This window comes from Janibacter endophyticus, assembly GCF_016888335.1.
Lineage (GTDB): Bacteria > Actinomycetota > Actinomycetes > Actinomycetales > Dermatophilaceae > Marihabitans > Marihabitans endophyticum.
The window spans coordinates 2,223,582-2,246,251 of record NZ_JAFEJG010000004.1 but is presented as its reverse complement, the minus strand read 5'-3'; the positions used below and the strand labels follow the sequence as shown (position 1 = coordinate 2,246,251).

Genomic DNA, 22,670 nt, shown 5'->3' with positions numbered 1-22,670 from the left:
CACATCGCGGGGGTTGGTGGTTGTATGGCCGCATGACCGAGTCGTCCTCGCCTCCGCTGGACCTGTGGGCCGACGACGACGTGCCCTGGCGCCCCGTCTCCCCACGCCTGACCCCCGTGCGGCGCCTCGTCACCCACCTGAGCCTCGCCCCCTTCGTCCTCGCCGGGATCGTCGTCACCGTGCTGTGGTGGCGGTGGGCCGCGATCCCCACGATCGCCCTCCTCGTCCTGTGGGCGTGGAGCATCTGGTTCATCGGGCGTCAGGTGAGAGCGATCAGCTATGCCGAGCTGCCCGACGAGCTGGCGATCCGGCGCGGCCGGATGTGGCGCCGGCTCGTCACCGTGCCGTACGGGCGGATCCAGTACGTCGACGTCCAGTCGGGGCCGCTGCTGCGCCGCGCCGGCCTGGCCGAGATCGAGATCCACACGGCGAACCCGGCGTCGTCCGGGGGCATCCCGGGGCTGCCCGAGGACGAGGCGCACCGCCTGCGCGAGCGGCTCAGCGCCCTGGGCGAGAGCCGGCGGGCGGGGCTGTGACCGAGCAGGGGTGGGACCGGTTCCACCCGATCAGCCCGCTGCTCCGGGGCGGGCTGGTGATGATCGGCATCCTCGGCTACCTCCTGAGCACCCTCCTCGACGACATCATCGGGTCGTTCGGCTCGAGCCCCGCTCCCGACGAGATGCCGGACGGCTCCTTCGCGGTCTCCGCCACGTCGCACCCGCTCATCGCCGCGGGGATCGCGCTCGTCGTGATCCTCGGCGCCGTGGCGCTGGGTGTCGGGTCATGGTGGTTCACCCGCTACCGGCTCGGTCCACGCACGCTCGAGGTGCGCAGCGGGGTCGTCTTCCGCCAGCACCGCGAGATCCGCTACTCGCAGATCCAGGCGGTCAACACCGCGCAGCCCCTGCTCGCCCGGCTGGCCGGCCTCGCCGAGGTGCGGGTCGAGTCCGCGGGCGGGTCGAGCTCGCACGTCAGCCTGGCCTACCTCGGACGGGGCGAGGCCGAGGCCCTCCGGACCCGGATCGTCGACCTCGCCGAGGGGGCGGGCGCGGACCCGGTCGCCGGCGTCCCGGCGCCTCCCGCGGACCCGTCGTCTGCCGCGGACCCGTCGGCGGCCACGACCGTCGGAGCCGCCGGGACGACGCTGCTGCGGATGCCGCTGTCCCGGCTCGTCGTCTCCATCCTGCTGTCCGCGGGGGCGATCGCGGCGCTGGTCCTCCTCGTCGCCGCGGGAGTGCTCGCCGGCTTCTTCGGCGCGGTCGCGCTCACGGGTCTGGCGGCACCCCTCTTCTTCAGCGTCATCGGCTCGGTCCGCCAGCTGCTCACCTGGGCCAACCTCGTCGTCCGTCGCCAGGGTGACACGCTGCGCCTCCAGCACGGGCTGACCGAGCTGACCTCCTCGACCGTGCCGGTGCGCCGGGTCCAGGCCGTCGCGCTCGTCCAGCCGTGGCTGTGGCGCAGCCAGGACTGGTGGCGGGTCTCGGTGAACATCGCCGGCGTGAGCGTCGGCGGCGAGGGGGTCGTCGACGACGGGGTCCTCGTCCCCGCGGCCACCCGCCTCGAGGCGCGCGCCCTCGTCGAGGCGCTCTCACCGACGATGGACAGCGCGCCCGCCCTCGCGGTGATGGACCACGGCCTGCCGCCCGAGGCCGTGCGCTGCCCCCGGTCCGCGCGCTGGCTCGACCCCTGGTCGTGGCAGCGGCGCGGGGTGCTCCTCGCCGACGAGATGGCCGTCATCCGGCAGGGACGGCTCGGACGCGCCGTCACCCTCGTGCCCTGGGGCCGGATCCAGTCCGTCGCCGTCGACCAGGGACCGCTCGAGCGCCGGCTCGGCCTGGTGACGCTGCGGATCATCTCGACCGTGGGCGCGGTCCACCCCACCGCCTCGCACCTGGCGGTCGAGGACGCCCGGATGCTCGAGTCGGAGATCCGCCTCCGGGCGGGCCTCGCGAGGCGGCCGGCAGACGCGTCCACGGAGCGCATGCACCTTGCGGGCGGCGACGTGATTGGGTGGACTTGAGCGATCTGACATCGAGTGGACAAGAGAAGGTGACATCTGTGACGGGGGACATCGCGACCGCGGCCGTGGACCGACTGGGTCTGGTCAAGGACCAGGTGATCCAGGAGTTCGGCTGGGACGACGACATCGACGACGACTTCCGGGCGCAGGTCGTCGACGCGGTCGGCGGCGAGCTCGAGGACGAGGACTACACCGGGGTCGTCGACCACGTCCTCCTGTGGTGGCGCGACGGCGACGGCGACCTCACCGACGCGCTCGTCGACTCCCTCGGGACCCTCGAGGAGGGCGGCAGCATCGTCCTCGTCACCCCGACCGCCGGCCAGGACGGCGAGGTCGACCCGGCCGAGGTCGAGGAGGCCGCCTCGACCGCGGGACTGCACACCTCCGGCACGACGAAGTGCGGCCAGGGCTGGGTCGCCACCCGGCTCGTGTCCCCCCGCAACCGCTGACGTGGCCGCCGCGGCTCCCCCTTCGCCCCTGGGCGTCGGCGACCTCGCACCGGACCTCAGCCTGAGGGACCAGAACGGCCGCACCGTCACGCTCTCCCACTACCGGGGCGAGAAGCACGTTCTGCTCGTCTTCTACCCCTTCGCCTTCTCCGGCATCTGCACCGGTGAGCTGAGCGGGATCCGTGACGACCTCGGGTCCTTCGTGACCGACACCTCCGAGGTCCTCGCGATCTCCTGCGACCCGGTGTTCAGCCTCCGCGCGTGGGCCGACCAGCAGGGCTACTTCTTCCCGCTGCTCTCCGACTTCTGGCCGCACGGCGCGGTCGCCCGCAGCTACGGCGTGCTCGACGAGGACGCCGGCATGGCCGTCCGGGGGACCTTCCTCGTCGCGAGCGACGGGCGGATCGCCTGGTCGCTCGTCAACGCCCCGGGGCAGGGGCGCGACCTGTCCGGGTACCACCCGGCCGTCGCCGGTCTCGGCGCTCCCTGACGCCAGCCGTCCGCCGGTACCCTCCCGGCATGAGTGATCACATCCTCGAGGTCGACCTCGCCAGCTTCGAGTCCGGCGACAGCGAGCGCGCCCGCGCCGCCGTCGACGGGCTCATGACGTCACTCCGGACCGGCTTCGTGTACGTCAACCACGACGTGCCGGACGACCTCATCGACTCGGCCTACGGGATGCTCGAGGAGTTCTTCACCAAGGAGCAGGCGGAGAAGGACCAGTTCGTCGCACCGGGCACCCACGGCCAGACCGGGTACACCGGGCTGCTCGTCGAGACCGCCGCGAGCGCCGACGTCGCGGACTGGAAGGAGATGCTCAACTGGGGTCGCGACATCCCCGTCGGGCACCCCCTGCGCACCCGCTACCCGCACCGCTACCACGACGCGGTGCTCCCGGAGGCCGCGGTCCCGGGCATCACCGAGACGCTCACCACCTTCCACGACGCGGTCGCCGACCTGCAGCGCCGCATCCTGCGCATCATCGCGACAGGCATCGGCGCCCACCCCGACTACTTCGAGTCGATGCTCGTCGACGGGCCGACGCTCTCCCGGGCCATCCACTACCCGCCGATGGAGTCGGCCCCCGACGCCCCGCACGTGTGGGCCGGCGAGCACGCGGACATCAACCTCATCACTGCGCTGCCGCGCGCCACCGCCGCGGGGCTGCAGGTCAAGCTCAAGGACTCCGGCGAGTGGGTCGACGCCGTCGCTCCCGAGGGCGGCGCGATCATCAACACCGGCCTCATGCTCGAGGTCGTGACGAACGGCATCATCGAGCCCGGCATCCACCGGGTCGTCGCGGCCCCGGGACAGGGTGGCGACCGCTACTCGGTCGTGCAGTTCTGCCACCCCACGCCGTGGACCATCCTCTCGCCGGTCGGCTCGACGGTCACGCCGGAGACGCCGCAGCGCTTCAGCCCGATCGCCGCGGCCGACGCGCTCGACCTCGTCCTCTACGAGATCAACCTCATCGAGGACGCCCGGGCCTAGCCTGCGAGAATGTCCCGACCCCGGCCGGCGACGGCCGGGACCCAGGGCCTGTAGCTCAGCTGGTAGAGCGCCACGTTTACACCGTGGATGTCGTCGGTTCGATCCCGGCCGGGCCCACATGACCATCACCCTCGGCGACGCCGTCGCCGCGCTCGAGCAGCTCTTCCCCTCGGCGACGGCGCAGTCCTGGGACCAGGTCGGCCTCGTCACCGGCGACCTCACCCAGCCGGTCCGTCGCGTGCACGCCGCCGTCGACCCGACGCTCGCCGTCATCGAGGAGGCGCGCGACCTCGGCGCCGACCTGCTCCTCACCCACCACCCGCTGCTCCTGCGCGGCATCCACTCGGTCGCCACGACGACCGCGAAGGGGGAGAGCGTCACCTCGCTCGTTGTCGGTGACGTCGCCCTCTACGTCGCGCACACCAACGCCGACGTCGCCGACCCCGGCGTCAACACGGCCCTGGCCCGTGCGTGCGGCCTGGCGACGTGGGAGCCGCTCGTCGTCGAGGAGGGGCAGCCGCTGGGTCTCGTCGGCGACCTCGACGAAGGGGTGGGTCTGTCCACCTTCGTCGGCCGGCTGGCCGAGCGCCTGCCGCAGGCCGCCGGCGGCATCCGGGTCGCCGGAGACCCCGACGGCGCGGTGCGCCGGGTCGCCCTCCTCGGCGGCTCGGGAGACTCCGCCTTCGACGCGGTCCGCGCGAGCGGCGCCGACGTCTACGTCACCGCCGACCTGCGCCACCACCCGGCGCTCGAGGCCCGCGAGGAGGCCCGCGGCGGCACGCCGTACCTCGTCGACGCCGGTCACTGGGCGAGCGAGTCGCTGTGGCTCGAGCAGGCGCTCGCCGACCTGCTGCGGGTCCTCGCGGAGGCGGGCCACGACGCGACTACGGTGGAGACCCACGTCAGCACCATCCGCACCGACCCGTGGACCTTCACGGTCGGCGCCCAGCCGGCACAGACCGAAGGAGCCTCATGAAGGCCGACCCCTCCGTGCAGCTGCGGCTGCTCGACCTCCAGCAGCTCGACACGCGGCTCCAGCAGCTCGCCCACGCCCGGACACGCATCCCGCAGCAGGCCGAGCTCGAGCAGGCCCAGGCGCGGCTGCGCTCCGTCCAGGACGCGATCGTCATGGCGCAGACGCAGGTCGCCGACGTCGAGCGCGACCTCGCGCGGGCCGAGGCCGACGTGCAGCAGGTCCGTGACCGCGCGGCCCGCGACCAGTCGCGGCTCGACTCCGGGCAGGGCAGCGCCAAGGACATGCAGGCCTTCCAGCACGAGATCGAGACCCTGGCCCGCCGCCAGGCCACGCTCGAGGACGTCGAGCTCGAGATCATGGAGCGCGCCGAGGAGGTACGCGCCCGGCGCGACGCGGCGACGGCCGACGAGCCCGCAGCCGTCGCCGAGGTGGAGCGCCTCACCGCCGAGCTCGCCGCGGCGACCGCGGAGATCGACGCGCAGGAGCGCGAGATCGCCACGCCGCGCGAGGCGCTGCTCGCCGAGATCGACGACGCGCTCCTGGCCCTCTACGACCGCCTCCGAGCGCAGTCCGGCGGGCTCGGTGCCGCCGCTCTGCGCGCGCGCCGCTGCGGTGGCTGCCAGCTCGAGCTCAACCCGGTCGAGCTCAACCGCATCGCCGGCGCCCCTGAGGACGAGGTGCTGCGCTGCGAGGAGTGCTCGCGCATCCTCGTGCGCACCCCCGAGTCCGGCCTGCCCGCCTGATGCAGCGCCGGCTGCGCGTCGAGGCTGACGGCGGTTCCCGGGGCAACCCCGGCGTCGCCGGCTACGGCGCCCTCGTGCGCGACCGTGACTCCGGTGAGCTGCTGGTCGAGCTGGCCGAGCCGCTCGGCAAGGCGTCGAACAACGTCGCCGAGTACCGCGGCATGATCGCCGGGCTCGACGCGGTCCGCGAGATCGACCCGGGTGCCGACGTCGAGGTCGCGATGGACTCCAAGCTCGTCGTCGAGCAGATGAGCGGCCGGTGGAAGATCAAGCACGCCGACATGCGCGCGCTCGCCCTCGAGGCCCGCGACATCGTCGCCGACCTCTCCGCCGCCGGTGGCTCCGTGCGCTGGACCTGGATCCCGCGTGCCGAGAACTCCGACGCCGACGCGCTCTCCAACCGCGGCATGGACGGCGACTCGGTCGCCGACTGGCACACCGAGGGAGCCACCCGTCCGGACGGCGACATCTCGGTGAGCGGCACGGCGCCGGCGGCCGGCATCGGCCTCTCGCCCGAGGACCTCGAGCCCAGTCGCGACACCGACCAGCTGCCGGTCCGTCCCCCCGCCCGACAGGAGGAGCCGACCCGCGTGGTCCTCGTGCGGCACGGGGTCACCCGCTTCACCCTCGAGGCCCGTCTCGACGGGCGCGGGGGAGCGGACCCGGGACTGGCCCCCGAGGGGCACGCGCAGGCCGAGGCCGCGGCGCGGGCCGTCACTGCGCTCGTCGGCGACGCCGACGCACGCGTCGTCACCTCCTCGCTCCAGCGCGCCCGCGAGACCGGCGCGCACGTCGCCGAGGCGCTCGGGGTCAGCCCCTCCGTCGACGCCGAGTGGGACGAGCAGTCCTTCGGCGAGTGGGACGGCGCCTCCGTCAGCGAGCTCGTCGAGAGAGACCGTGCGGCCTTCCGGGCCCTGCGCGACGACCCCCGTTACGCGCCTCCGGGCGGCGAGAGCCACGAGGACCTCGTCGCGCGGGTGGTGCCGGCCTGGGAGTCGCTCGTCGCGGAGGGCGGCACCGTCGTCGTCGTCTGCCACCGCAAGCCCATCCTCGTCGTCCTCGCGCACGTCCTCGGGCTGCCGCACGAGCGCATCTGGCGTCTTGCCGGCGCTCCCGGGTCGCTCACCGCGCTCGAGGCCTGGCCCGGTGGTGAGGCGGTCGTCGCCTTCACCAACCGCACGTAGTGCTCTCCGTCGTCGCGGCGCTCGGCTCGGGAGAGGTCCCCGGCTGGCTGCAGACCTCCGGCATCATCGGCGCGGTCGCCTTCGGCCTGCTCTCGGCGTACGTCCCGCCGATCAACGCCGAGGTCTACGCCCTGGCGATCCCGCTGCTCTTCCCCGAGGGGTGGATCTGGCACATCCTCGGGATGAGCGCCGGCTTCATGATCGGCAAGATCAGCCACTACGTCGCCGCTGCGCGCGGGATGGAGATGCTCGACCGGCGGTGGCGCGGTCGCGACAGCGGGGACGACGCGGACCCCGCCGACGGGGCACCACCGGGCTGGTGGGCCCGCATCAGGGCAAGGCTCGCCCGATGGACCAAGACGGCCATCGAGACCCTCGACCGCCCGGTCGCCGGCCCCGCGGTCGTCTTCGCCTCCGGGCTGACCGGCGTCCCTCCCTTCGCCGTCATCACGGTCGCCGCCGGCGCCCGTCGCACGGGGCTGGCGATCTTCACGGTGGCCGGGACCGCCGGCTGCCTCGTGCGCTTCGTCGGCACCGCCGCGCTCGTCGCGCTGGCCGCCGGCTGAGCCGGACCGACACGCACCGGCGGCGCTCGTCTACCCTGCGCGACATGAGCTACGCGGGTGATGTCTCCCCCCAGCAGACCTGGGAGTCCCTGGCCTCCGACCCGGAGGCCGTCCTCGTCGACGTGCGGACCGACGCCGAGCTGACCTTCGTCGGTCGGCCCGATCTCTCGAGCCTCGGCAAGCAGCACCTCGCCATCCCGTGGACGGGCTACCCGGGCGGCGAGCGCAACGCGAACTTCCTCCGCGACCTCGAGGGTCACGGCGTCACCCGGGAGACACGGGTCTACTTCCTCTGCCGCACCGGCGTGCGCTCGGTCGCCGCTGCGACCGAGGCGACGGCCGCCGGCTGGCGGGCCGCCTACAACATCACCGACGGGTTCGAGGGCGGCTTCGACGACGAGGGTCGCCGCACCGTCGCGGGCTGGAAGGTCGCCGGGCTGCCCTGGCGGCAGGACTGACCGTGCCGACCGACCCCGTGAGCGCCGACCCCTTCGGCCCGGGCAACCCGCGGGCCTACCTCGACCCGGCCGGGCTCGACCCGCGCACCCTCGCCGTGCGCGGGGGGCAGGCCCGCAGCACCTTCGACGAGACCGCCGAGGGCCTCTACCTCACCTCCGGCTTCGTCTACGGCTCGGCCGAGGAGGCCGAGGCCGCCTTCTCGGGGGGCATCTCGAAGTTCGTCTACTCGCGCTACGGCAACCCCACCGTCGCGATGTTCGAGGAGCGGCTGCGCGTCCTCGAGGGTGCCGACGCCTGCTACGCGACGGCCTCGGGCATGGGCGCGGTCTTCACCGCCCTCGCGGCGCTCGTCGGCGCAGGTGACCGCCTCGTCGCCTCGCGCGGGCTCTTCGGCTCGTGCTTCGTCGTCGTCGACGAGATCCTGCCCCGGTGGGGCGTCGAGACCGTCCTCGTCGACGGGCCCGACCTCAAGCAGTGGCGCGAGGCGCTCAGCGTGCCGACGACCGCCGTCTTCTTCGAGACGCCGAGCAACCCGATGCAGGAGCTCGTCGACATCGCCGCGGTCTGCGAGCTCGCCCACGCGGCCGGCGCCCAGGTCGTCGTGGACAACGTCTTCGGCACCCCGGTCTTCTCGCGCCCGCTCGAGCACGGCGCCGACATCGTCGTCTACTCGGCGACCAAGCACATCGACGGCCAGGGTCGGGTGCTCGGCGGCGCGATCCTCGGCCCGGAGGACTACATCGCCGGCCCGGTCGAGAACCTCGTGCGGCACACCGGCCCGAGCCTGTCGCCCTTCAACGCGTGGGTGCTCCTCAAGGGTCTCGAGACCATGGACCTGCGTGTCCGGGCCATGGCGCAGTCGGCGCTCACCGTCGCCCGGGCGCTCGACGAGCACCTTCGGGTCGTCTCCACGGTCTACCCGTGGCTGCCGAGCCATCCGCAGCACGACCTCGCCCAGCGGCAGATGAGCGGCGGGGGGACCGTCGTGACCTTCCAGATCGACGGAGGCAAGGCCGAGGCCTTCGCCGTGATGAACGCGCTGCGCCTCGTCGACATCTCCAACAACCTCGGGGACAGCAAGTCCCTCATCACCCACCCGGCGACCACGACGCACCGGCGGATGGGGGAGGAGGCCCGGACGGCCATCGGCATCACCGACGGGACGCTGCGGATCTCCGTGGGGCTCGAGGCCGCAGAGGACCTCGTCGCCGACCTCGCGCACGCCATCGGCTGACTAGGGTGGCGGGCATGTCTGCCCACCGCACGACGACCTACCGCCGACCCGAGACGGGGACGGACCTCGAGGCACGGCTCGCCGCGATCCGTGACGAGCTCGAGGTGCCCCGCGAGTTCCCGCCGGAGGTGCTGGTGGAGGCCGAGCGGGTCGCCGCCGCGCCGCTGTCCCTCCCCGAGCGCGACGAGACGGGCATCCCCTTCGTCACCATCGACCCACCGACGTCGATGGACCTCGACCAGGCCATGCACATCGAGCGCGACGGCGACGGCCACCGTGTGCGCTACGCCATCGCCCACCTCGACTCCTTCGTCGCACCGGACGGTCCCATCGACGCCGAGGCCCGCCGGCGGGGTCAGACGATCTACTCGCCCGACACGCGCACCCCGCTCCACCCGCCCTCGCTGTCCGAGGGCGCGGCGAGCCTTCTGCCGGACCAGAGCACCCCGGCCTACATCTGGGACCTGAAGCTCGACGGCGCGGGCGAGGTCACCGCGACCGACCTCTACCCGGCGATGGTCCGCTCGGTCGAGCGGCTCGACTACGCCTCCGCGCAGCAGCTCGTCGACGCCGGTGAGGGACCCGAGGTCCTCGCGCTCCTCCGCGAGGTCGGCGAGCGCCGGATCGAGCTCGAGCGGGCCCGCGGCGGCGCCACGCTGCCGATGCCCGAGCAGGAGGTCGAGCTCGAGCGCGAGGAGTACGTCCTGCGGCTGCGCCCCCTCCTGCCGCTCGAGGAGTGGAACGCCCAGATCTCGCTCATGACCGGCATGTGCGCCGGGCGGATGATGCTCGACGCCCAGGTCGGGATCCTGCGCACGATGCCCCCTCCGGACGAGACGGTGCTGCGACGGTTGCGCGCCGCCGCGCGGGGCCTCGGGGTCGAGTGGCGGGAGGACGTCCCGCACGGCGAGATGCTGCGCTCCCTCGATCGCACCGACGGTCGGCATCTCGCGCTGATCCACGAGGCGACCTCGCTCTTCCGCGGGGCGGCCTACACCGCCTTCGACGGCGAGCTCCCCGAGCTGACCGAGCAGTCGGCGATCGCGGCGCCGTACGCCCACGTCACCGCGCCGCTGCGCCGGCTCGTCGACCGCTTCGGCCTCGCCCTGTGCGCGGCGATCGCCTCCGGGCAGGAGGTCCCCGGCTGGGTGCGCGAGGCACTGCCTGTGCTCCCCGAGGCGATGGCGGCCTCCGACCGGCTCGCCGGGTCGGTCGAGCGGGCGAGCACCGACGCCGTCGAGGCAGCGGTGCTCTCCGGCCTCGTCGGCGAGGAGCTGGCCGCCGTCGTCGTCGACGCCGGGGGCGAGAAGAAGCGCGACGACGTCGAGGTCCAGCTCGCCGAGCCCCCCGTCCTTGCCCGGGCGAAGGGGGAGGCCGAGCTCGGCGCGGACGTCACGGTCCGCGTCGTCGGGGCCGACGCCGCCGCCGGCTCGGTGGACCTCGAGGTGGTCCAGGCCTGACGCGGGACCACGGACCCGTATCCTGGGCGTGGATGAGTCAGCCGGACGGCCGCGACGGTGAGAGCCGTCGAGGAAAGTCCGGGCTCCGAAGGGCAAGGTGGTGGCTAACAGCCACCCGGGGCGACCCGCGGGACAGTGCCACAGAGAGAAGACCGCCGGTGCCTGCACCGGTAAGGGTGAAAGGGTGGTGTAAGAGACCACCAGCGGACCGGGCGACCGGTCCGGCTCGGTAAACCCCACCTGGAGCAAGTCCAGACAGTGCGCGTCACGAGGGCGGCCCGCCCCAGCGCACGGGTAGGACGCTCGAGGTCGTCGGCAACGGCGACCCTAGATGGATGGCCGTCGCACCGCCGCGAGGCGGTGTCACAGAACCCGGCTTACAGGCTGGCTCATCCCCCTTCGGGGCCGTCGTCGTCCTGGCGTGCCGTGTGGCGCACCCAGCCGACGACCGCGCCCACGAGCAGGACGACGACGCCGGCCGCCACGCTCCGCGACGGCAGGCTCCAGGCGATGACCAGGCAGCCGAGGAGCCCGAGCACCGGGACCACCTTGCCGAGGGCCCCGGAGGACAGGGTCAGGGCGCTGGCGTTGGCGATCGCGTAGTACGTGAGGATGCAGAAGCTCGAGAAGCCGATCACCGCCCGGACGTCGAAGAGCACGACGAGCAGCGCCACCGCGAGGGCGACCGTGATCGCCGCGGTGGCCGGCACCCCGCGCTCGTCGATGCGGGCGAGGCCCCGGGGGAGGTGGTGGTCGCGGGCCATCGCCAGCACCGTCCGCGAGACCCCGAGGACGAGGGCAAGCAGCGCGCCGGCGGCCGCGATGCCGGCGACGACGCGCACGACCGGCCCGAGCCAGGGCAGCCCGGAGATCTCCGCGGCCTCTGCGACGGGGGAGAGACGGGCGCTGAGCCACTCCGATCCCACCCCGTGCAGCAGGGCGACGGCGAGGAGGAGATACAGGGCCGTGACGATCGTCAGCGAGACGAAGATCGCGCGCGGCAGGGTGCGCTCCGGGTCGCGGACCTCCTCGCCGAGCGTCGCGATCCGGGCGTAGCCGGCCACCGCGAAGAAGAGGAACCCGGCGCCCTGGAGGACACCGAGCGGCCCGGGGGCGGCGGCCTGCCCCGGGACGTCCTCGAGCGCGGGGGGCGGGGCGAGCAGCAAGGTGATCGAGACGACGACGAGCGTCGCGACGACGAGGGCGACGATCGCCGTCGCGACGTGGGCGCTGCGCTGGATGCCGACGAGCGCGAGGGCCAGCACCAGCCAGATCGCGGCGAGGGCCACCCACGTCTGGGCGCGAGGGAAGAGGTAGACGCCGACGGTGAGCGCCATCGCCGCGCACGAGGCGGTCTTGCCGGTGATGAAGGCCCAGCCGGCGAGGTGCCCCCACGGCATGCCGAGGCGCTCACGACCGTAGACGTAGGCGCCGCCGGACTCTGGGTAGCGGGCGGCGAGCCGGGCCGAGCTGTGCGCGTTGGCCGCGGCGATGGCCACGGCCAGGAGGAGCGCGAGGACGAGGAGGTCCCCGGCGGCCCGGGCGGCCGGCGCGAAGGCGACGAAGACACCGGCGCCGAGCATCGCGGCGAGCCCGACGGACACGGCGCCGGTCAGGCCGACCCGCCTCTCGAGGACCGTCCGGCCGCCGTCGCTGCTCGACATGGGTCCACCATGCCAAACGCGGCGGGACGAAGGGGGGAGGTGGCTCAGCGGTTGGCGGCGAGGTAGGCGGCGCCGATGATGCCCGCCTTGTTCTTGAGCTTGGCCGGGACGATCGGGGTCCGGATGTCGAGGAGCGGGAGGAAGGAGTCGGCCTGCTTGCTCACCCCGCCCCCGACGACGAAGAGCTCGGGCCAGAAGAGGTCCTCGACGCGGCGGTAGTACGTCGTGAGGCGCTCGGCCCACTCGTGCCAGTCGAGACCCTCGCGCTCGCGCGCGCTCGTCGCAGCCCGGCTCTCGGCGTCGTGGCCGTCGATCTCGAGGTGCCCGAGCTCGGAGTTCGGGGCGAGGACACCGTCGAGGAGCATCGCCGAGCCGATCCCGGTACCGAGGGTGGTGACGATGACGAGGCCGTCCTGCTTCCGCGCGGCGCCGTACCGGAGCTCGGCCACCCCGGCGGCGTCCGCGTCGTTGAGGATCGTGATGTCCCGCCCGAGCCGCTTCTCGAAGAGCTCCTCGGCGTGGTACCCGATCCACGACTCGTCGATGTTGGCGGCGCTGCGCGCGACGCCGTGGGTCACGACGGCCGGCAGGGTGATGCCCACCGGCGTGCTCTTGCCGAGGTCGAACTGGCGGGCGATCTCGGCCACGACGTCGCAGACAGCCTCCGGGGTCGCGACGTCAGGGGTCGGGATCCGGAGGCGGTCGTCGGCGAATGCTCCCTTGTCGAGGTCGACCGGTGCGCCCTTGATCCCGGTGCCGCCGACGTCTATGCCCAGCGCGATCTTGCTCTTGCCCATCTGCTCTCTCGCCTCTCGAAGCTCTGCCGTCAGGGAAGGGTGAGGATCTCGTTGCCGCCCTCGGTGATGAGGATGGTGTGCTCGAACTGCGCAGATCGGCGCAGGTCGCGGGTGACGACCGTCCACTCGTCGTCCCACATCGTCCACTCGTGCGTGCCGAGGTTGAGCATCGGCTCGATGGTGAAGGTCATGCCGGGCTCGATGACGGTGTCGTACGAGGGTGCCGCGTCGTAGTGCGGGACGATGAGCCCGGAGTGGAAGGCGGTGCCGATGCCGTGCCCGGTGAAGTCGCGCACGACGCCGTAGCCGAAGCGGGCCGCGTACTTCTCGATGACCCGGCCGATGATGTTGATCTGACGACCGGGCAGCGCGGCCTTGATCCCGCGCATCATCGCCTCGTGGGTGCGCTCGACGAGCAGGCGCGACTCCTCGTCGACGTCCCCGACGAGGTACGTGGCGTCGGTGTCGCCGTGGACGCCGCCGATGTACGCGGTGATGTCGATGTTGACGATGTCGCCGTCCTCGAGCCGACGGTCGTCGGGGATGCCGTGGCAGACGACCTCGTTGACCGAGGTGCACAGGGACTTCGGGAAGCCGCGGTACCCCAGCGTCGAGGGGTAGGCGCCGTGGTCGAGGAGGAACTCGTGGCCGACCCGGTCGATCTCGTCGGTCGTCACGCCGGGGGCGATGACCTCGGCCGCCGCGGCCATGGCCTGGGCGGCGATCCGGCCCGCCACGCGCATCCGCTCGATGGTCTCGGCGTCCTTGACCTCAGGGCCGGTGTAGGGCTCGGGAGCGGGACGGCCGACATAGGGCGGGCGCTCGATCCCCGCGGGGACCGGGCGTCGTGGTGAGATCGTGCCTGGCCTCACCGGCACGTCAGGGCCTGCTGCTGGTCCGGGCATACGGTGGAGTCTAGGCACCGTGCCCGCGACGTGGCGCAGCGGTGGACATCCGGCAAGCGAGAGGAAGCATCGCGATGGTCTTCTGGTACAACATCGAGTCCGGTCAGGTCGAGCCCGACGAGTCGAAGTCTGCGGGCGAGAACCTCATGGGCCCGTACGACACCGAGGAGGAGGCGCGCAACGCCCTCAAGACCGCGGCCGACAGGACGGCGGCCTGGGACGAGGAGGACCGCGCCTACGAGGAGGAGGGCTTCGAGTCCTGAGCCCTCACCGGGAGGGACCTCAGCTGGGTCGCAGCACCGCGAGGCAGTAGGAGCCGTCACCCGGCCAGCGCTCGCCGTCCCAGCCCGCCTCGCGACGGACGAGGGAGAGCCCGGCCCCGAAGGCGGCCCGGTCGAAGGCCTCCACCGGCACCCGGGCGGCCCCCTCCGGCTCGTGCCCGGGCAAGGACCACCCGGCGACGAGCCGGCCGTCGGGGGTCAGGTGCGCCCGCAGTCGCCGGAGGGTCTCGACGAGCGTGCCGTCGGCGAGGAAGGGCACGACGTTGCCCGCGAGGAGCACGACGTCGAAGGTCTGCCCCCGCAGAGCGAGCGTCGAGAGGTCAGCGTGCACGAAGCGGGTCACGTCGTCGCGCTCCCGGGCCACCTCGATCATGTCCCCGTCGGCGTCGACCCCGACGACGTCGTGCCCGAGCCGGGTCAGCTCGGTGGCGACGCGACCGGTGCCGCACCCCGCGTCGAGGACGCGGATCGGCGCCGGCATGAGGGCGTGGACGTAGCGCGCCTCGCCGTGGATGTCGACGCCGCGCTCGAGCAGCTCGTCGAAGCGACGCTGGTAGGCGTTGGCGGCGTCGATGCCGCCGCTCACCTCTGACCAGCGGGTCCGGACCTCGGGCAGCTCGTCGGGCATGTCAGGACTCGAAGGAGTGCTCGGCAGCGGGGAACGAGCCGTCCTTGACCTCTCGGACGTACTCGCTCGCGGCCCGGGAGAGCTCGCCGCGCAGGTCCGCGTACTTCTTGACGAACCGGGGCGCCTTGCCCGCGCGCAGCCCGGCCATGTCCTGCCACACGAGGACCTGGGCGTCGCAGCCCGGACCGGCGCCGATGCCCACGGTGGGGATGCGCAGCTCCGCGCTGATCTGGTCGGCGACCGGCGCCGGGACCATCTCCATGACGACGGCGAAGGCGCCGGCGTCCTCGACGGCGTGCGCGTCAGCGAGGGTCTTGCTCGCGGCGTCCCCGCGTCCCTGCACCCGGTAGCCGCCGAGGGTGTGCTCGCTCTGCGGGGTGAAGCCGATGTGGGCGCACACCGGGACGCCTCCACGCACGAGCCGCTCGATCGTCGGCGCCATCGCGGCGCCACCCTCGAGCTTGACCGCGTGCGCCAGCCCCTCCTTCATGAAGCGGGCCGCGGTCTCGTAGGCCTGCTCGGGGGAGGCCTGGTAGCTGCCGAAGGGGAGGTCGGCGAGCACGAGCGCGCGTCGTGCGGCGGTGGCGACGGCCCGGGTGAGCGGGATCATCTGGTCGACGGTCACGGGCAGCGTCGTCTCGTAGCCGTAGACGTTGTTGCCGGCTGAGTCGCCGACGAGCAGCACCTCGACGCCGGCCTCGTCGAAGACCTCCGCGGCGTACATGTCGTAGGCCGTGAGCATCGTCCAGCGCTCACCGGCGTCGGTCATCGCCTGGAGATGGGGGATCCGAACACGCCGGGGGGAGGTGGGGGACGAAGGGGTCGCCGCGCCCGTCCCGTAGGGGGCGGTGCTCTCGCCGGTGGGGCTGGTCTCGGAGGTCTGCGCCATGCCCCGAGCCTAGGCGGTCATGGTGACCGCGCCCATGGTCAGGGAGTGCCCACGCAGAGGTAAGGGTTTGTTCAAGGTCTGGTCCGCTCTCTTCCGTCGTGCCTGATCGGGGCGTTGACTGCGGGCACCGCCACGCGGCGTGAGCCGCGACACGTCACACGAAAGAAGCACCCCTGTGAAGAGACGCCACAGCACGGCACTGGCCGGGATCGCGACATCCGCACTGATCCTCGCCTTCGTCCCGACCTCGGCGACCGCCGGCTCCACCCCCGCACCGCCCCAGGGCGAGCCCACGGGCTCCCTGGCCAAGGTCGACGACAAGTCGCACCCGCTCGGCGACGCCCAGCGTGCGCTGCGCGAGGCGGCCGTCGACAAGCTCGTCTCCGGCGACGCCGAGGTGACGACGAAGAACGGCAAGCGGGTCATCGAGCTCAAGGCCGGCAAGGGCAAGAAGGGCAAGGGCAAGCACAAGAACAAGTACGTCCAGTACGACGTCAACCGCGAGGCCAACCTCTTCACGATCCTCACCGACTTCGGCGAGGAGACCATGCCGGTCCAGGGCGGCGACCCGGGCCCGATGCACAACGAGATCGCCGAGCCCGACCGCGTGTGGGACGGCGACGCGACCGACAACAACTCGACGATGTGGCGCGCCGACTTCGACCGCGACCACTACATGGACCTGATGTTCGGGGAGAAGGAGTCGATGCGCGACTTCTACCTCAAGCAGTCCAACGGCCGCTTCTTCGTCAAGGGCGACGTCTCCGAGTGGGTCAAGGTCCCGTACAACGAGGCGCGCTACGGCCACAACCCGGTCGAGGGCGACGGCACGAGCGAGGCCGAGGGTTACTGGAGCTACATCCGGGACACGGCCCAGGCCTGGTACGACGACCAGGTCGCGCAGGGCAAGTCCCTCGACGAGATCAAGTCCTACCTCAGCCAGTTCGACGTCTGGGACCGCTACGACCACGACGGTGACGGCGACTTCGACGAGCCGGACGGCTACATCGACCACTTCCAGGCGATCCACGCCGGTGAGGGCGAGGACGCCGGCGGCGGCGCCCAGGGCGAGGACGCCATCTGGTCGCACCGGTGGTACGCCTTCGCGAACGAGATCGGCAAGACCGGCCCGAGCACCAACAAGCTCGGCGGCGTGCCGCTCGGCGACACCGGCATCTGGATCGGTGACTACACGACGGAGCCGGAGAACGGTGGCCTCGGAGTCTTCGCGCACGAGTTCGCCCACGACCTGGGCCTGCCGGACCTGTACGACACCTCCGGCGGCGACAACGGCACGGGCTTCTGGACGCTCATGTCCGCCGGCTCGTGGCTCGGCCACAGCAAGGAGGACATCGGCACGAGCCCCGGCTACATGGGCGCGTGGGAGAAGCTCCAGCTCGGCTGGTCGGACGTCAAGGTCGTCGCGAGCAACCAGAAGACGACGACGGGCCTCGGCCCGGCCGACCGTGACCAAAAGAAGCTCCCCCAGGCCCTTGCGGTGACGCTCCCGAACAAGACGATCACCACGGAGTACAACACCCCGCACTCGGGCACCAGCGAGTGGTGGACCGGCTCCGGCGACAACCTCAACAACACGCTGACCCGCGCGGTGGACCTCACCGGCAAGAGCAGCGCCTCCATCTCGGCCTGGGTCGACAAGGAGATCGAGGCGGAGTACGACAACCTCTGGATCGAGGCCAGCACCGACGGTGGTGCCAACTGGACCCAGCTCGGTGACCCGATCACCGGTGGCGAGCTCGGCTCCTGGACCCAGGAGACCCGCGACCTCACCCCCTTCGCCGGTCAGGCCATCCAGGTCCGCTTCCGGTACAGCACCGACGGTGGCCTCGCTCCCGCGGGCGGCTTCATCGACGACATCACGATCACGGCGGACGGCGCCACGCTGCTGTCCGACGACGTGGAGTCCGGTGAGAACGGCTGGACCGCCAAGGGCTTCACCATCTCCAGCGGCACGACCGAGGAAGAGGTCTCGCACTACTACCTCGCGGAGAACCGCGTCTACCAGGGCTACGACAAGAACCTCAAGACGGGCCCGTACAACTTCGGCTTCGCGAACACGCGGCCGGACTGGGTGGAGCGCTTCCCGTACCAGAACGGCATGCTCGTCTGGTACATCAACAACGAGTACTCGGACAACAACACCCGGGTCCACCCGGGCGCCGGGCAGGTCCTGCCGGTCGACGCTCGTCCGAAGCCGGTCACCTTCGCCGACGGGGCGCTGCTCGGCAACCGTCGTCAGCCCTTCGACGCCACCTTCGGCCTCGAGCGGACCGACAAGGTGACCTTCCACCGCAACGGCGTCCCGACGACGGTCCCGTCGCAGCGGGCGATGCCGACCTTCGACGACTCCGACCCGGAGCGTTACTGGTCCGCGGCCAACCCGTGGAGCTCGGTGAAGGTCGCCGGGACGGGCACGAAGATCCAGGTGCTCTCGGGCACCGGTGACACGATGAACGTGCGGGTCCAGCCCCGCCGCTGATCGCGGTCGCAGCACCACCGACGACGGCCCCGGAGCTCACGCTCCGGGGCCTTCGTCTATCCCGTCGCCGACTACGGCAGGATGAGTCCATGGATCGTCAGCAGGAGTTCGTCCTTCGCACCATCGAGGAGCGGGACATCCGCTTCGTCCGGCTCTGGTTCACCGACGTCCTCGGGACCCTGAAGTCCGTCGCGATCGCCCCCGCCGAGCTCGAGGGTGCCTTCACCGAGGGCATCGGCTTCGACGGCAGCGCGATCGAGGGCTTCACCCGCGTCTACGAGGCGGACATGCTCGCCAAGCCCGACCCGTCGACCTTCCAGGTGCTGCCCTGGCGTGGGGAGCGGCCGGGGACCGCGCGGATGTTCTGCGACATCACCCTGCCCGACGGCAACCCGGCGCTCGCCGACGCGCGGTACGTCCTGCGGCGCACGCTGAGCCGGGCCGCGGACATGGGCTTCTCCTTCTACACCCACCCGGAGATCGAGTTCTTCCTGCTCAAGCAGGGCACCCCCAAGCACGCGCCGGAGCCGGTCGACGACGGCGGCTACTTCGACCACGTCCCGAAGGGCACGGCCCACGACTTCCGCCGGGCCGCCATCACGATGCTCGAGCAGGTCGGGATCTCGGTGGAGTTCAGCCACCACGAGGGCGCGCCGGGGCAGAACGAGATCGACCTGCGCTACGCCGACGCGCTCTCGACGGCGGACAACATCATGACCTTCCGCACGGTCATCAAGGAGGTGGCGCTCGAGCAGGGCGTCTACGCGACCTTCATGCCCAAGGTCTTCGCCGACCACCCCGGGTCGGGCATGCACACCCACATGTCGCTCTTCGAGGGCGACACCAACGCCTTCTACGAGCCCGGCGCGCCGTACTCGTTGAGCAAGACCGGTCGCCAGTTCATCGCCGGCCTGCTCACCCACGGCCGGGAGTTCACCCTCATCACCAACCAGTGGGTCAACAGCTACAAGCGGCTCTGGGGCGGCGGCGAGGCGCCCGCGCACCTCACCTGGGGGCACAACAACCGCTCCGCCATGGTCCGGGTGCCGATGTACAAGCCCAACAAGGCCAACAGCAGCCGTGTCGAGCTGCGCACCATCGACCCGGCGTGCAACCCCTACCTCGCCTTCTCGGTGATGCTCGCCGCGGGCCTCAAGGGGATCGAGGAGGGCTACAAGCTGCCCGCCGAGACCGAGGACGACGTCTGGCAGCTCACCGACCGCGAGCGCCGGGCCATGGGGATCAAGCCGCTGCCGGCCTCGCTCTCCGAGGCCATCGACGCGATGGAGTCCAGCGAGCTCGTCGCCGAGACGCTCGGCGAGCACGTCTTCGACTTCGTCCTGCGCAACAAGAAGCAGGAGTGGGACGACTACCGTCACCAGGTGACCCCCTTCGAGCTCGAGCACCTGCTGCCCCGGCTCTGATGGCAGGCACCGCCGGCCGCGCCCCCTCGAACCTGGCCCGCCGCGGCCTCGTCGACGCCACCCGGGCGGAGCAGCTGCTCGCCGACCCCGCGCTCGAGCCGCTGACGCTCTGCCGTGACGCGATCCTCGACGCGCTGGGACGCACCGCTGATCCCGACGGGGCGCTCCTCGGCCTCGTCCGCCTCGCCGAGGCAGCCGGCCACGTGGGGACCGTCGTCGAGGAGCTGACGTCGGCGCTGTGCGAGGGCGAGCGAGCGCGGCAGCGGCTGCTCGGCGTGCTCGGCGCGTCGAGCGCCCTGACCGACCACCTCGTCGCCCACCCGGCGCACTGGCGGGCCGCGCTCGAGGCCGAGCACCTCGCACCGGAGGCACGCTCGGAGCGGCTCATCGCGGCCGTCCACGACCCGGGTGGCCTCGAGCCGCAGGACGCGCTGCGCGTCGAGTACCGACGCCAGCTCGTGGGCATCGCCGCCCTCGACGTCACCGCCGAGGACCCCATCGAGCTGCTGCCGACGACGGCGGCCGCGCTGGCCGACCTCGCCGGCGCCGCGCTCGAGGCCGCCCTCGTCATCGCGCAGGACGAGCTCGGACCCGACGCGTCCGCCGCCCGGCTCAGCGTCATCGGGATGGGCAAGAGCGGCGGTCGCGAGCTCAACTACATCTCCGACGTCGACGTCATCTTCGTCGCCGAGCCGGCCGAGGGCGCCGACGAGGTGGAGGCGATGGCCGTGGCCACCCGGCTCGCGACCCGCCTCATGGCCGTCTGCAGCCAGGCCACCGGCCACGGGTCGCTCTGGGAGGTCGACGCCGCGCTGCGGCCCGAGGGCAAGCAGGGACAGGTCGTCCGCACGGTCGCCAGCCACCGCACCTACTACGAGCGCTGGGCCAAGACGTGGGAGTTCCAGGCCCTCCTCAAGGCACGTCCCATGGCCGGTGACCCCGAGGTCGGGCGGGCCTACCTCGATGCGATCCGCCCCTTCGTCTGGCAGGCCGCCTCCCGCGAGGACTTCGTCGACGACGTCCAGGCGATGCGCCGACGCGTCGAGGACCACATCCCCGCAGCCGAGGCGAAGCGCCAGCTCAAGCTGGGTCCCGGCGGGCTGCGCGACGTCGAGTTCAGCGTCCAGCTGCTCCAGCTGGTCCACGGTCGCACCGACGACACGCTGCGGTCCGCGACGACGCTCGAGGCGCTCGCCGCACTGTCCGCGGGTGGCTACGTGGCCCGCGAGGACGCGGCGACGCTCGACCGCGCCTACCGCACGCTGCGGACCCTCGAGCACCGGATCCAGCTCCGACGCATGCGCCGGACCCACCTCATGCCGACGGCATCGGCCGAGCTGCGCCACCTCGGCCGTGGTCTGCGGCTCTTCTCCGAGCCGGAGAAGTCCGTGCAGCAGCTGCGGTCCGAGATGTCGCTCGAGGTCCGCCGGCTGCACGAGCGCCTCTTCTACCGCCCGCTGCTCTCCGCGGTCGCGCGCCTCTCGACCGACGAGGTGCGGCTCTCGCCCGAGGCGGCCAAGGAGCGTCTGGCCGCGCTCGGCTACCGCGACCCGGCCGGCGCCCTGCGTCACCTCGAGGCGCTCACGGGCGGGGTCTCACGCACCGCCTCGATCCAGCGCCAGCTGCTCCCCGTGATGCTCGGCTGGTTCGCCGACGAGGCCGACCCGGACGCGGGCCTGCTCGGCTTCCGCAAGGTGAGCGAGGCGCTCGGTACGACCCACTGGTACCTGCGGCTGCTCCGCGACGAGGGCAACGCCGCGCGCACCCTCGCCAAGGTCCTCGCGGCGAGCCGCTTCGCCTCCGAGCTGCTCATCGCGAGCCCGGAGGCCGTGCAGATGCTCGGCGACAGCGCGGGGCTCGTGCCCCGCTCCCGTGAGGACATCCTGCGTCGCATGCGTGCGGCCGCCGGGCGCCGGGACGACCCGGAGGCCGCGGTCGCCTCGATCCGGGCGATCCGTCGGGCCGAGTTCTTCCGGGTGGCCGTCGCCGACCTCACCGAGCAGATCACGCTCGACGACGTCGGCGAGGCGCTCACCGACCTCACCGGCGCGACCCTCGACGCCACCCTCGGCGTGATCGTCCCCGCCGTCGAGGCCGAGCTGGGGCGCGAGATCGGCACGGACCTGCTCATCGTCGGCATGGGCCGGCTCGGGGGCCGTGAGGTCGGCTACGCGAGCGACGCCGACGTCCTCTTCGTCCACGACCCGCACGACGGGGTGGAGGAGCAGGCGGCCCAGGAGGCGGCGACCGCCGTCATCACCCGGCTGCGCACCCTGCTCGGTACCCCCGGGTCGGACCCGCCGCTCGGGCTGGACGCCGACCTGCGACCCGAGGGCAAGGCGGGACCCCTCGTCCGCAGCCTGGCCTCCTACCGGGCGTACTACGACCGGTGGTCCGAGACCTGGGAGGCCCAGGCGCTGCTCCGAGCCGCACCGGCGGCGGGCGACCCGGGCCTCGGGGAGCGCTTCGTCGCCCTCATCGACCCTCTCCGGTGGCCGGAGGACGGGCTGAGCCTCGACGCCGTCCGCCAGATCCGTCGGCTCAAGGCCCGGATGGAGGGCGAGCGGCTGCCGCGCGGCGCGGACCGCCGGACGCACTTCAAGCTCGGCTACGGCGGCCTCTCCGACGTCGAGTGGACGATCCAGCTCATCCAGATGCAGCACGCTCACGCCGTGCCGGGCCTGCGGACCACCGAGACCCTCCCGGCCATCGCCGCGGCGGTCGAGGCGGGCCTGCTCGACGCCGGGGACGCCGACGAGATGCGGCGCGCCTGGTCGCTCGCGTCCCGCCTGCGCAACGCCGGCATGCTGCTGCGGGGCCGACCCGTCGACTCGGTGCCCTCCAACCTCCGAGAGGCCGACGGCGTCGGCCGGATCGTCGGCCTGCCGCCCCTGTCGGGCAACGCCCTCGCGGAGTCCTACCGGCGGGCCGCCCGCCACGCGCGGGCGGTCACCGACCGCGTCTTCTATGGGGAGAGCTGAGCGGCACCCCGTCGCGCGG

At 72.5% G+C, this 22,670-nt stretch carries 21 protein-coding genes, 1 tRNA gene and 1 other RNA gene; 18 read left to right on the top strand and 5 right to left on the bottom strand.

Features of this window, described 5'->3' with window-relative positions; all coding sequences use genetic code 11:
* Window positions 1-32: 32 nt before the first annotated feature.
* The 14 genes from JNO54_RS10810 (at window position 33) to rnpB (ending at window position 10,978) form a co-directional block, all read left to right on the top strand.
* Complete coding sequence (locus JNO54_RS10810; protein WP_204143908.1) at window positions 33-536, top strand: PH domain-containing protein; 504 nt, start codon at window positions 33-35, stop codon at window positions 534-536.
* Window positions 533-2,020 carry a PH domain-containing protein gene (locus JNO54_RS10805; RefSeq protein WP_204143907.1) on the top strand — a complete coding sequence of 496 codons (1,488 nt, stop codon included), beginning with the start codon at window positions 533-535 and terminating at the stop codon, window positions 2,018-2,020. The genes JNO54_RS10810 and JNO54_RS10805 overlap by 4 nt, the downstream gene beginning before the upstream one ends.
* A gap of 38 nt (window positions 2,021-2,058) precedes the next feature.
* A complete protein-coding gene (locus tag JNO54_RS10800; RefSeq protein ID WP_204143906.1) occupies window positions 2,059-2,469 on the top strand; it encodes a DUF3052 domain-containing protein in 411 nt (136 codons plus the stop codon).
* A 1-nt stretch (window position 2,470) separates the two neighbouring features.
* The gene (locus JNO54_RS10795) at window positions 2,471-2,959 is read left to right on the top strand and encodes a peroxiredoxin (RefSeq protein ID WP_307818172.1); all 489 of its coding nucleotides are present in this window, start codon (window positions 2,471-2,473) and stop codon (window positions 2,957-2,959) included.
* A gap of 29 nt (window positions 2,960-2,988) precedes the next feature.
* Window positions 2,989-3,960, top strand: a complete 972-nt coding sequence (locus tag JNO54_RS10790) for an isopenicillin N synthase family dioxygenase (protein WP_204143905.1) — start codon at window positions 2,989-2,991, stop codon at window positions 3,958-3,960.
* 44 nt (window positions 3,961-4,004) lie between these two features.
* A tRNA-Val gene (locus tag JNO54_RS10785) sits at window positions 4,005-4,077 on the top strand.
* Window position 4,078: 1 nt separating this feature from the next.
* The gene (locus JNO54_RS10780; protein ID WP_204143904.1) at window positions 4,079-4,936 is read left to right on the top strand and encodes a Nif3-like dinuclear metal center hexameric protein; all 858 of its coding nucleotides are present in this window, start codon (window positions 4,079-4,081) and stop codon (window positions 4,934-4,936) included.
* Window positions 4,933-5,679: a zinc ribbon domain-containing protein gene (locus JNO54_RS10775; protein ID WP_204143903.1), complete on the top strand. Its 747-nt coding sequence runs from the start codon at window positions 4,933-4,935 to the stop codon at window positions 5,677-5,679. Before JNO54_RS10780 ends, JNO54_RS10775 begins: the two co-directional genes overlap by 4 nt.
* Window positions 5,679-6,863: a bifunctional RNase H/acid phosphatase gene (locus tag JNO54_RS10770; RefSeq protein ID WP_204143902.1), complete on the top strand. Its 1,185-nt coding sequence runs from the start codon at window positions 5,679-5,681 to the stop codon at window positions 6,861-6,863. Before JNO54_RS10775 ends, JNO54_RS10770 begins: the two co-directional genes overlap by 1 nt.
* Complete coding sequence (locus JNO54_RS10765; protein WP_204143901.1) at window positions 6,863-7,429, top strand: hypothetical protein; 567 nt, start codon at window positions 6,863-6,865, stop codon at window positions 7,427-7,429. Before JNO54_RS10770 ends, JNO54_RS10765 begins: the two co-directional genes overlap by 1 nt.
* Before the next feature lie 44 nt (window positions 7,430-7,473).
* Window positions 7,474-7,887: a rhodanese-like domain-containing protein gene (locus JNO54_RS10760; RefSeq protein ID WP_204143900.1), complete on the top strand. Its 414-nt coding sequence runs from the start codon at window positions 7,474-7,476 to the stop codon at window positions 7,885-7,887.
* On the top strand, window positions 7,884-9,122 hold the full coding sequence (locus JNO54_RS10755; protein ID WP_372430731.1) for an O-succinylhomoserine sulfhydrylase: 1,239 nt from the start codon (window positions 7,884-7,886) through the stop codon (window positions 9,120-9,122). The genes JNO54_RS10760 and JNO54_RS10755 overlap by 4 nt, the downstream gene beginning before the upstream one ends.
* A 14-nt stretch (window positions 9,123-9,136) precedes the next feature.
* Window positions 9,137-10,582 carry an RNB domain-containing ribonuclease gene (locus tag JNO54_RS10750; protein ID WP_204143899.1) on the top strand — a complete coding sequence of 482 codons (1,446 nt, stop codon included), beginning with the start codon at window positions 9,137-9,139 and terminating at the stop codon, window positions 10,580-10,582.
* A gap of 33 nt (window positions 10,583-10,615) precedes the next feature.
* Window positions 10,616-10,978, top strand: an RNA gene (gene rnpB, locus JNO54_RS10745) — RNase P RNA component class A.
* Here the strand turns inward: rnpB and JNO54_RS10740 are convergent.
* The 3 genes from JNO54_RS10740 to map are packed head-to-tail and all read right to left on the bottom strand — an operon-like array spanning window position 10,972 to window position 13,948.
* Window positions 10,972-12,246 carry an APC family permease gene (locus JNO54_RS10740; RefSeq protein ID WP_204143898.1) on the bottom strand — a complete coding sequence of 425 codons (1,275 nt, stop codon included), beginning with the start codon at window positions 12,244-12,246 and terminating at the stop codon, window positions 10,972-10,974. The genes rnpB and JNO54_RS10740 overlap by 7 nt on opposite strands.
* Before the next feature lie 44 nt (window positions 12,247-12,290).
* Entirely contained in the window at window positions 12,291-13,043 is a 753-nt protein-coding gene (gene ppgK / locus JNO54_RS10735; RefSeq protein WP_204143897.1) for a polyphosphate--glucose phosphotransferase, read from the bottom strand.
* Between the two features lie 29 nt (window positions 13,044-13,072).
* Window positions 13,073-13,948 (bottom strand): type I methionyl aminopeptidase, encoded by an 876-nt coding sequence (gene map / locus JNO54_RS10730; protein WP_204143896.1) that lies wholly within the window; start codon window positions 13,946-13,948, stop codon window positions 13,073-13,075.
* 41 nt (window positions 13,949-13,989) lie between these two features.
* On the opposite strand from map, the gene JNO54_RS10725 reads away from it, so the two are divergent.
* Window positions 13,990-14,211 carry a methionine aminopeptidase gene (locus JNO54_RS10725; protein WP_307818170.1) on the top strand — a complete coding sequence of 74 codons (222 nt, stop codon included), beginning with the start codon at window positions 13,990-13,992 and terminating at the stop codon, window positions 14,209-14,211.
* Between the two features lie 19 nt (window positions 14,212-14,230).
* Here JNO54_RS10725 and JNO54_RS10720 read toward each other — a convergent pair whose 3' ends face one another.
* Together JNO54_RS10720 and panB are read right to left on the bottom strand one after the other, a co-directional pair.
* Window positions 14,231-14,857, bottom strand: coding sequence for a class I SAM-dependent methyltransferase (locus JNO54_RS10720; protein ID WP_204143895.1), 627 nt, complete (start codon window positions 14,855-14,857; stop codon window positions 14,231-14,233).
* Window position 14,858: 1 nt separating this feature from the next.
* Window positions 14,859-15,746 carry a 3-methyl-2-oxobutanoate hydroxymethyltransferase gene (gene panB / locus JNO54_RS10715; protein WP_204143894.1) on the bottom strand — a complete coding sequence of 296 codons (888 nt, stop codon included), beginning with the start codon at window positions 15,744-15,746 and terminating at the stop codon, window positions 14,859-14,861.
* Between the two features lie 175 nt (window positions 15,747-15,921).
* Between panB and JNO54_RS10710 the strand changes: the two genes are divergently transcribed.
* The 3 genes from JNO54_RS10710 (at window position 15,922) to JNO54_RS10700 (ending at window position 22,651) form a co-directional block, all read left to right on the top strand.
* The gene (locus JNO54_RS10710) at window positions 15,922-18,246 is read left to right on the top strand and encodes an immune inhibitor A domain-containing protein (RefSeq protein WP_204143893.1); all 2,325 of its coding nucleotides are present in this window, start codon (window positions 15,922-15,924) and stop codon (window positions 18,244-18,246) included.
* Window positions 18,247-18,335: 89 nt separating this feature from the next.
* Window positions 18,336-19,670, top strand: coding sequence for a glutamine synthetase family protein (locus tag JNO54_RS10705; protein WP_204143892.1), 1,335 nt, complete (start codon window positions 18,336-18,338; stop codon window positions 19,668-19,670).
* Complete coding sequence (locus JNO54_RS10700; protein ID WP_204143891.1) at window positions 19,670-22,651, top strand: bifunctional [glutamine synthetase] adenylyltransferase/[glutamine synthetase]-adenylyl-L-tyrosine phosphorylase; 2,982 nt, start codon at window positions 19,670-19,672, stop codon at window positions 22,649-22,651. Before JNO54_RS10705 ends, JNO54_RS10700 begins: the two co-directional genes overlap by 1 nt.
* Window positions 22,652-22,670: the final 19 nt, after the last annotated feature.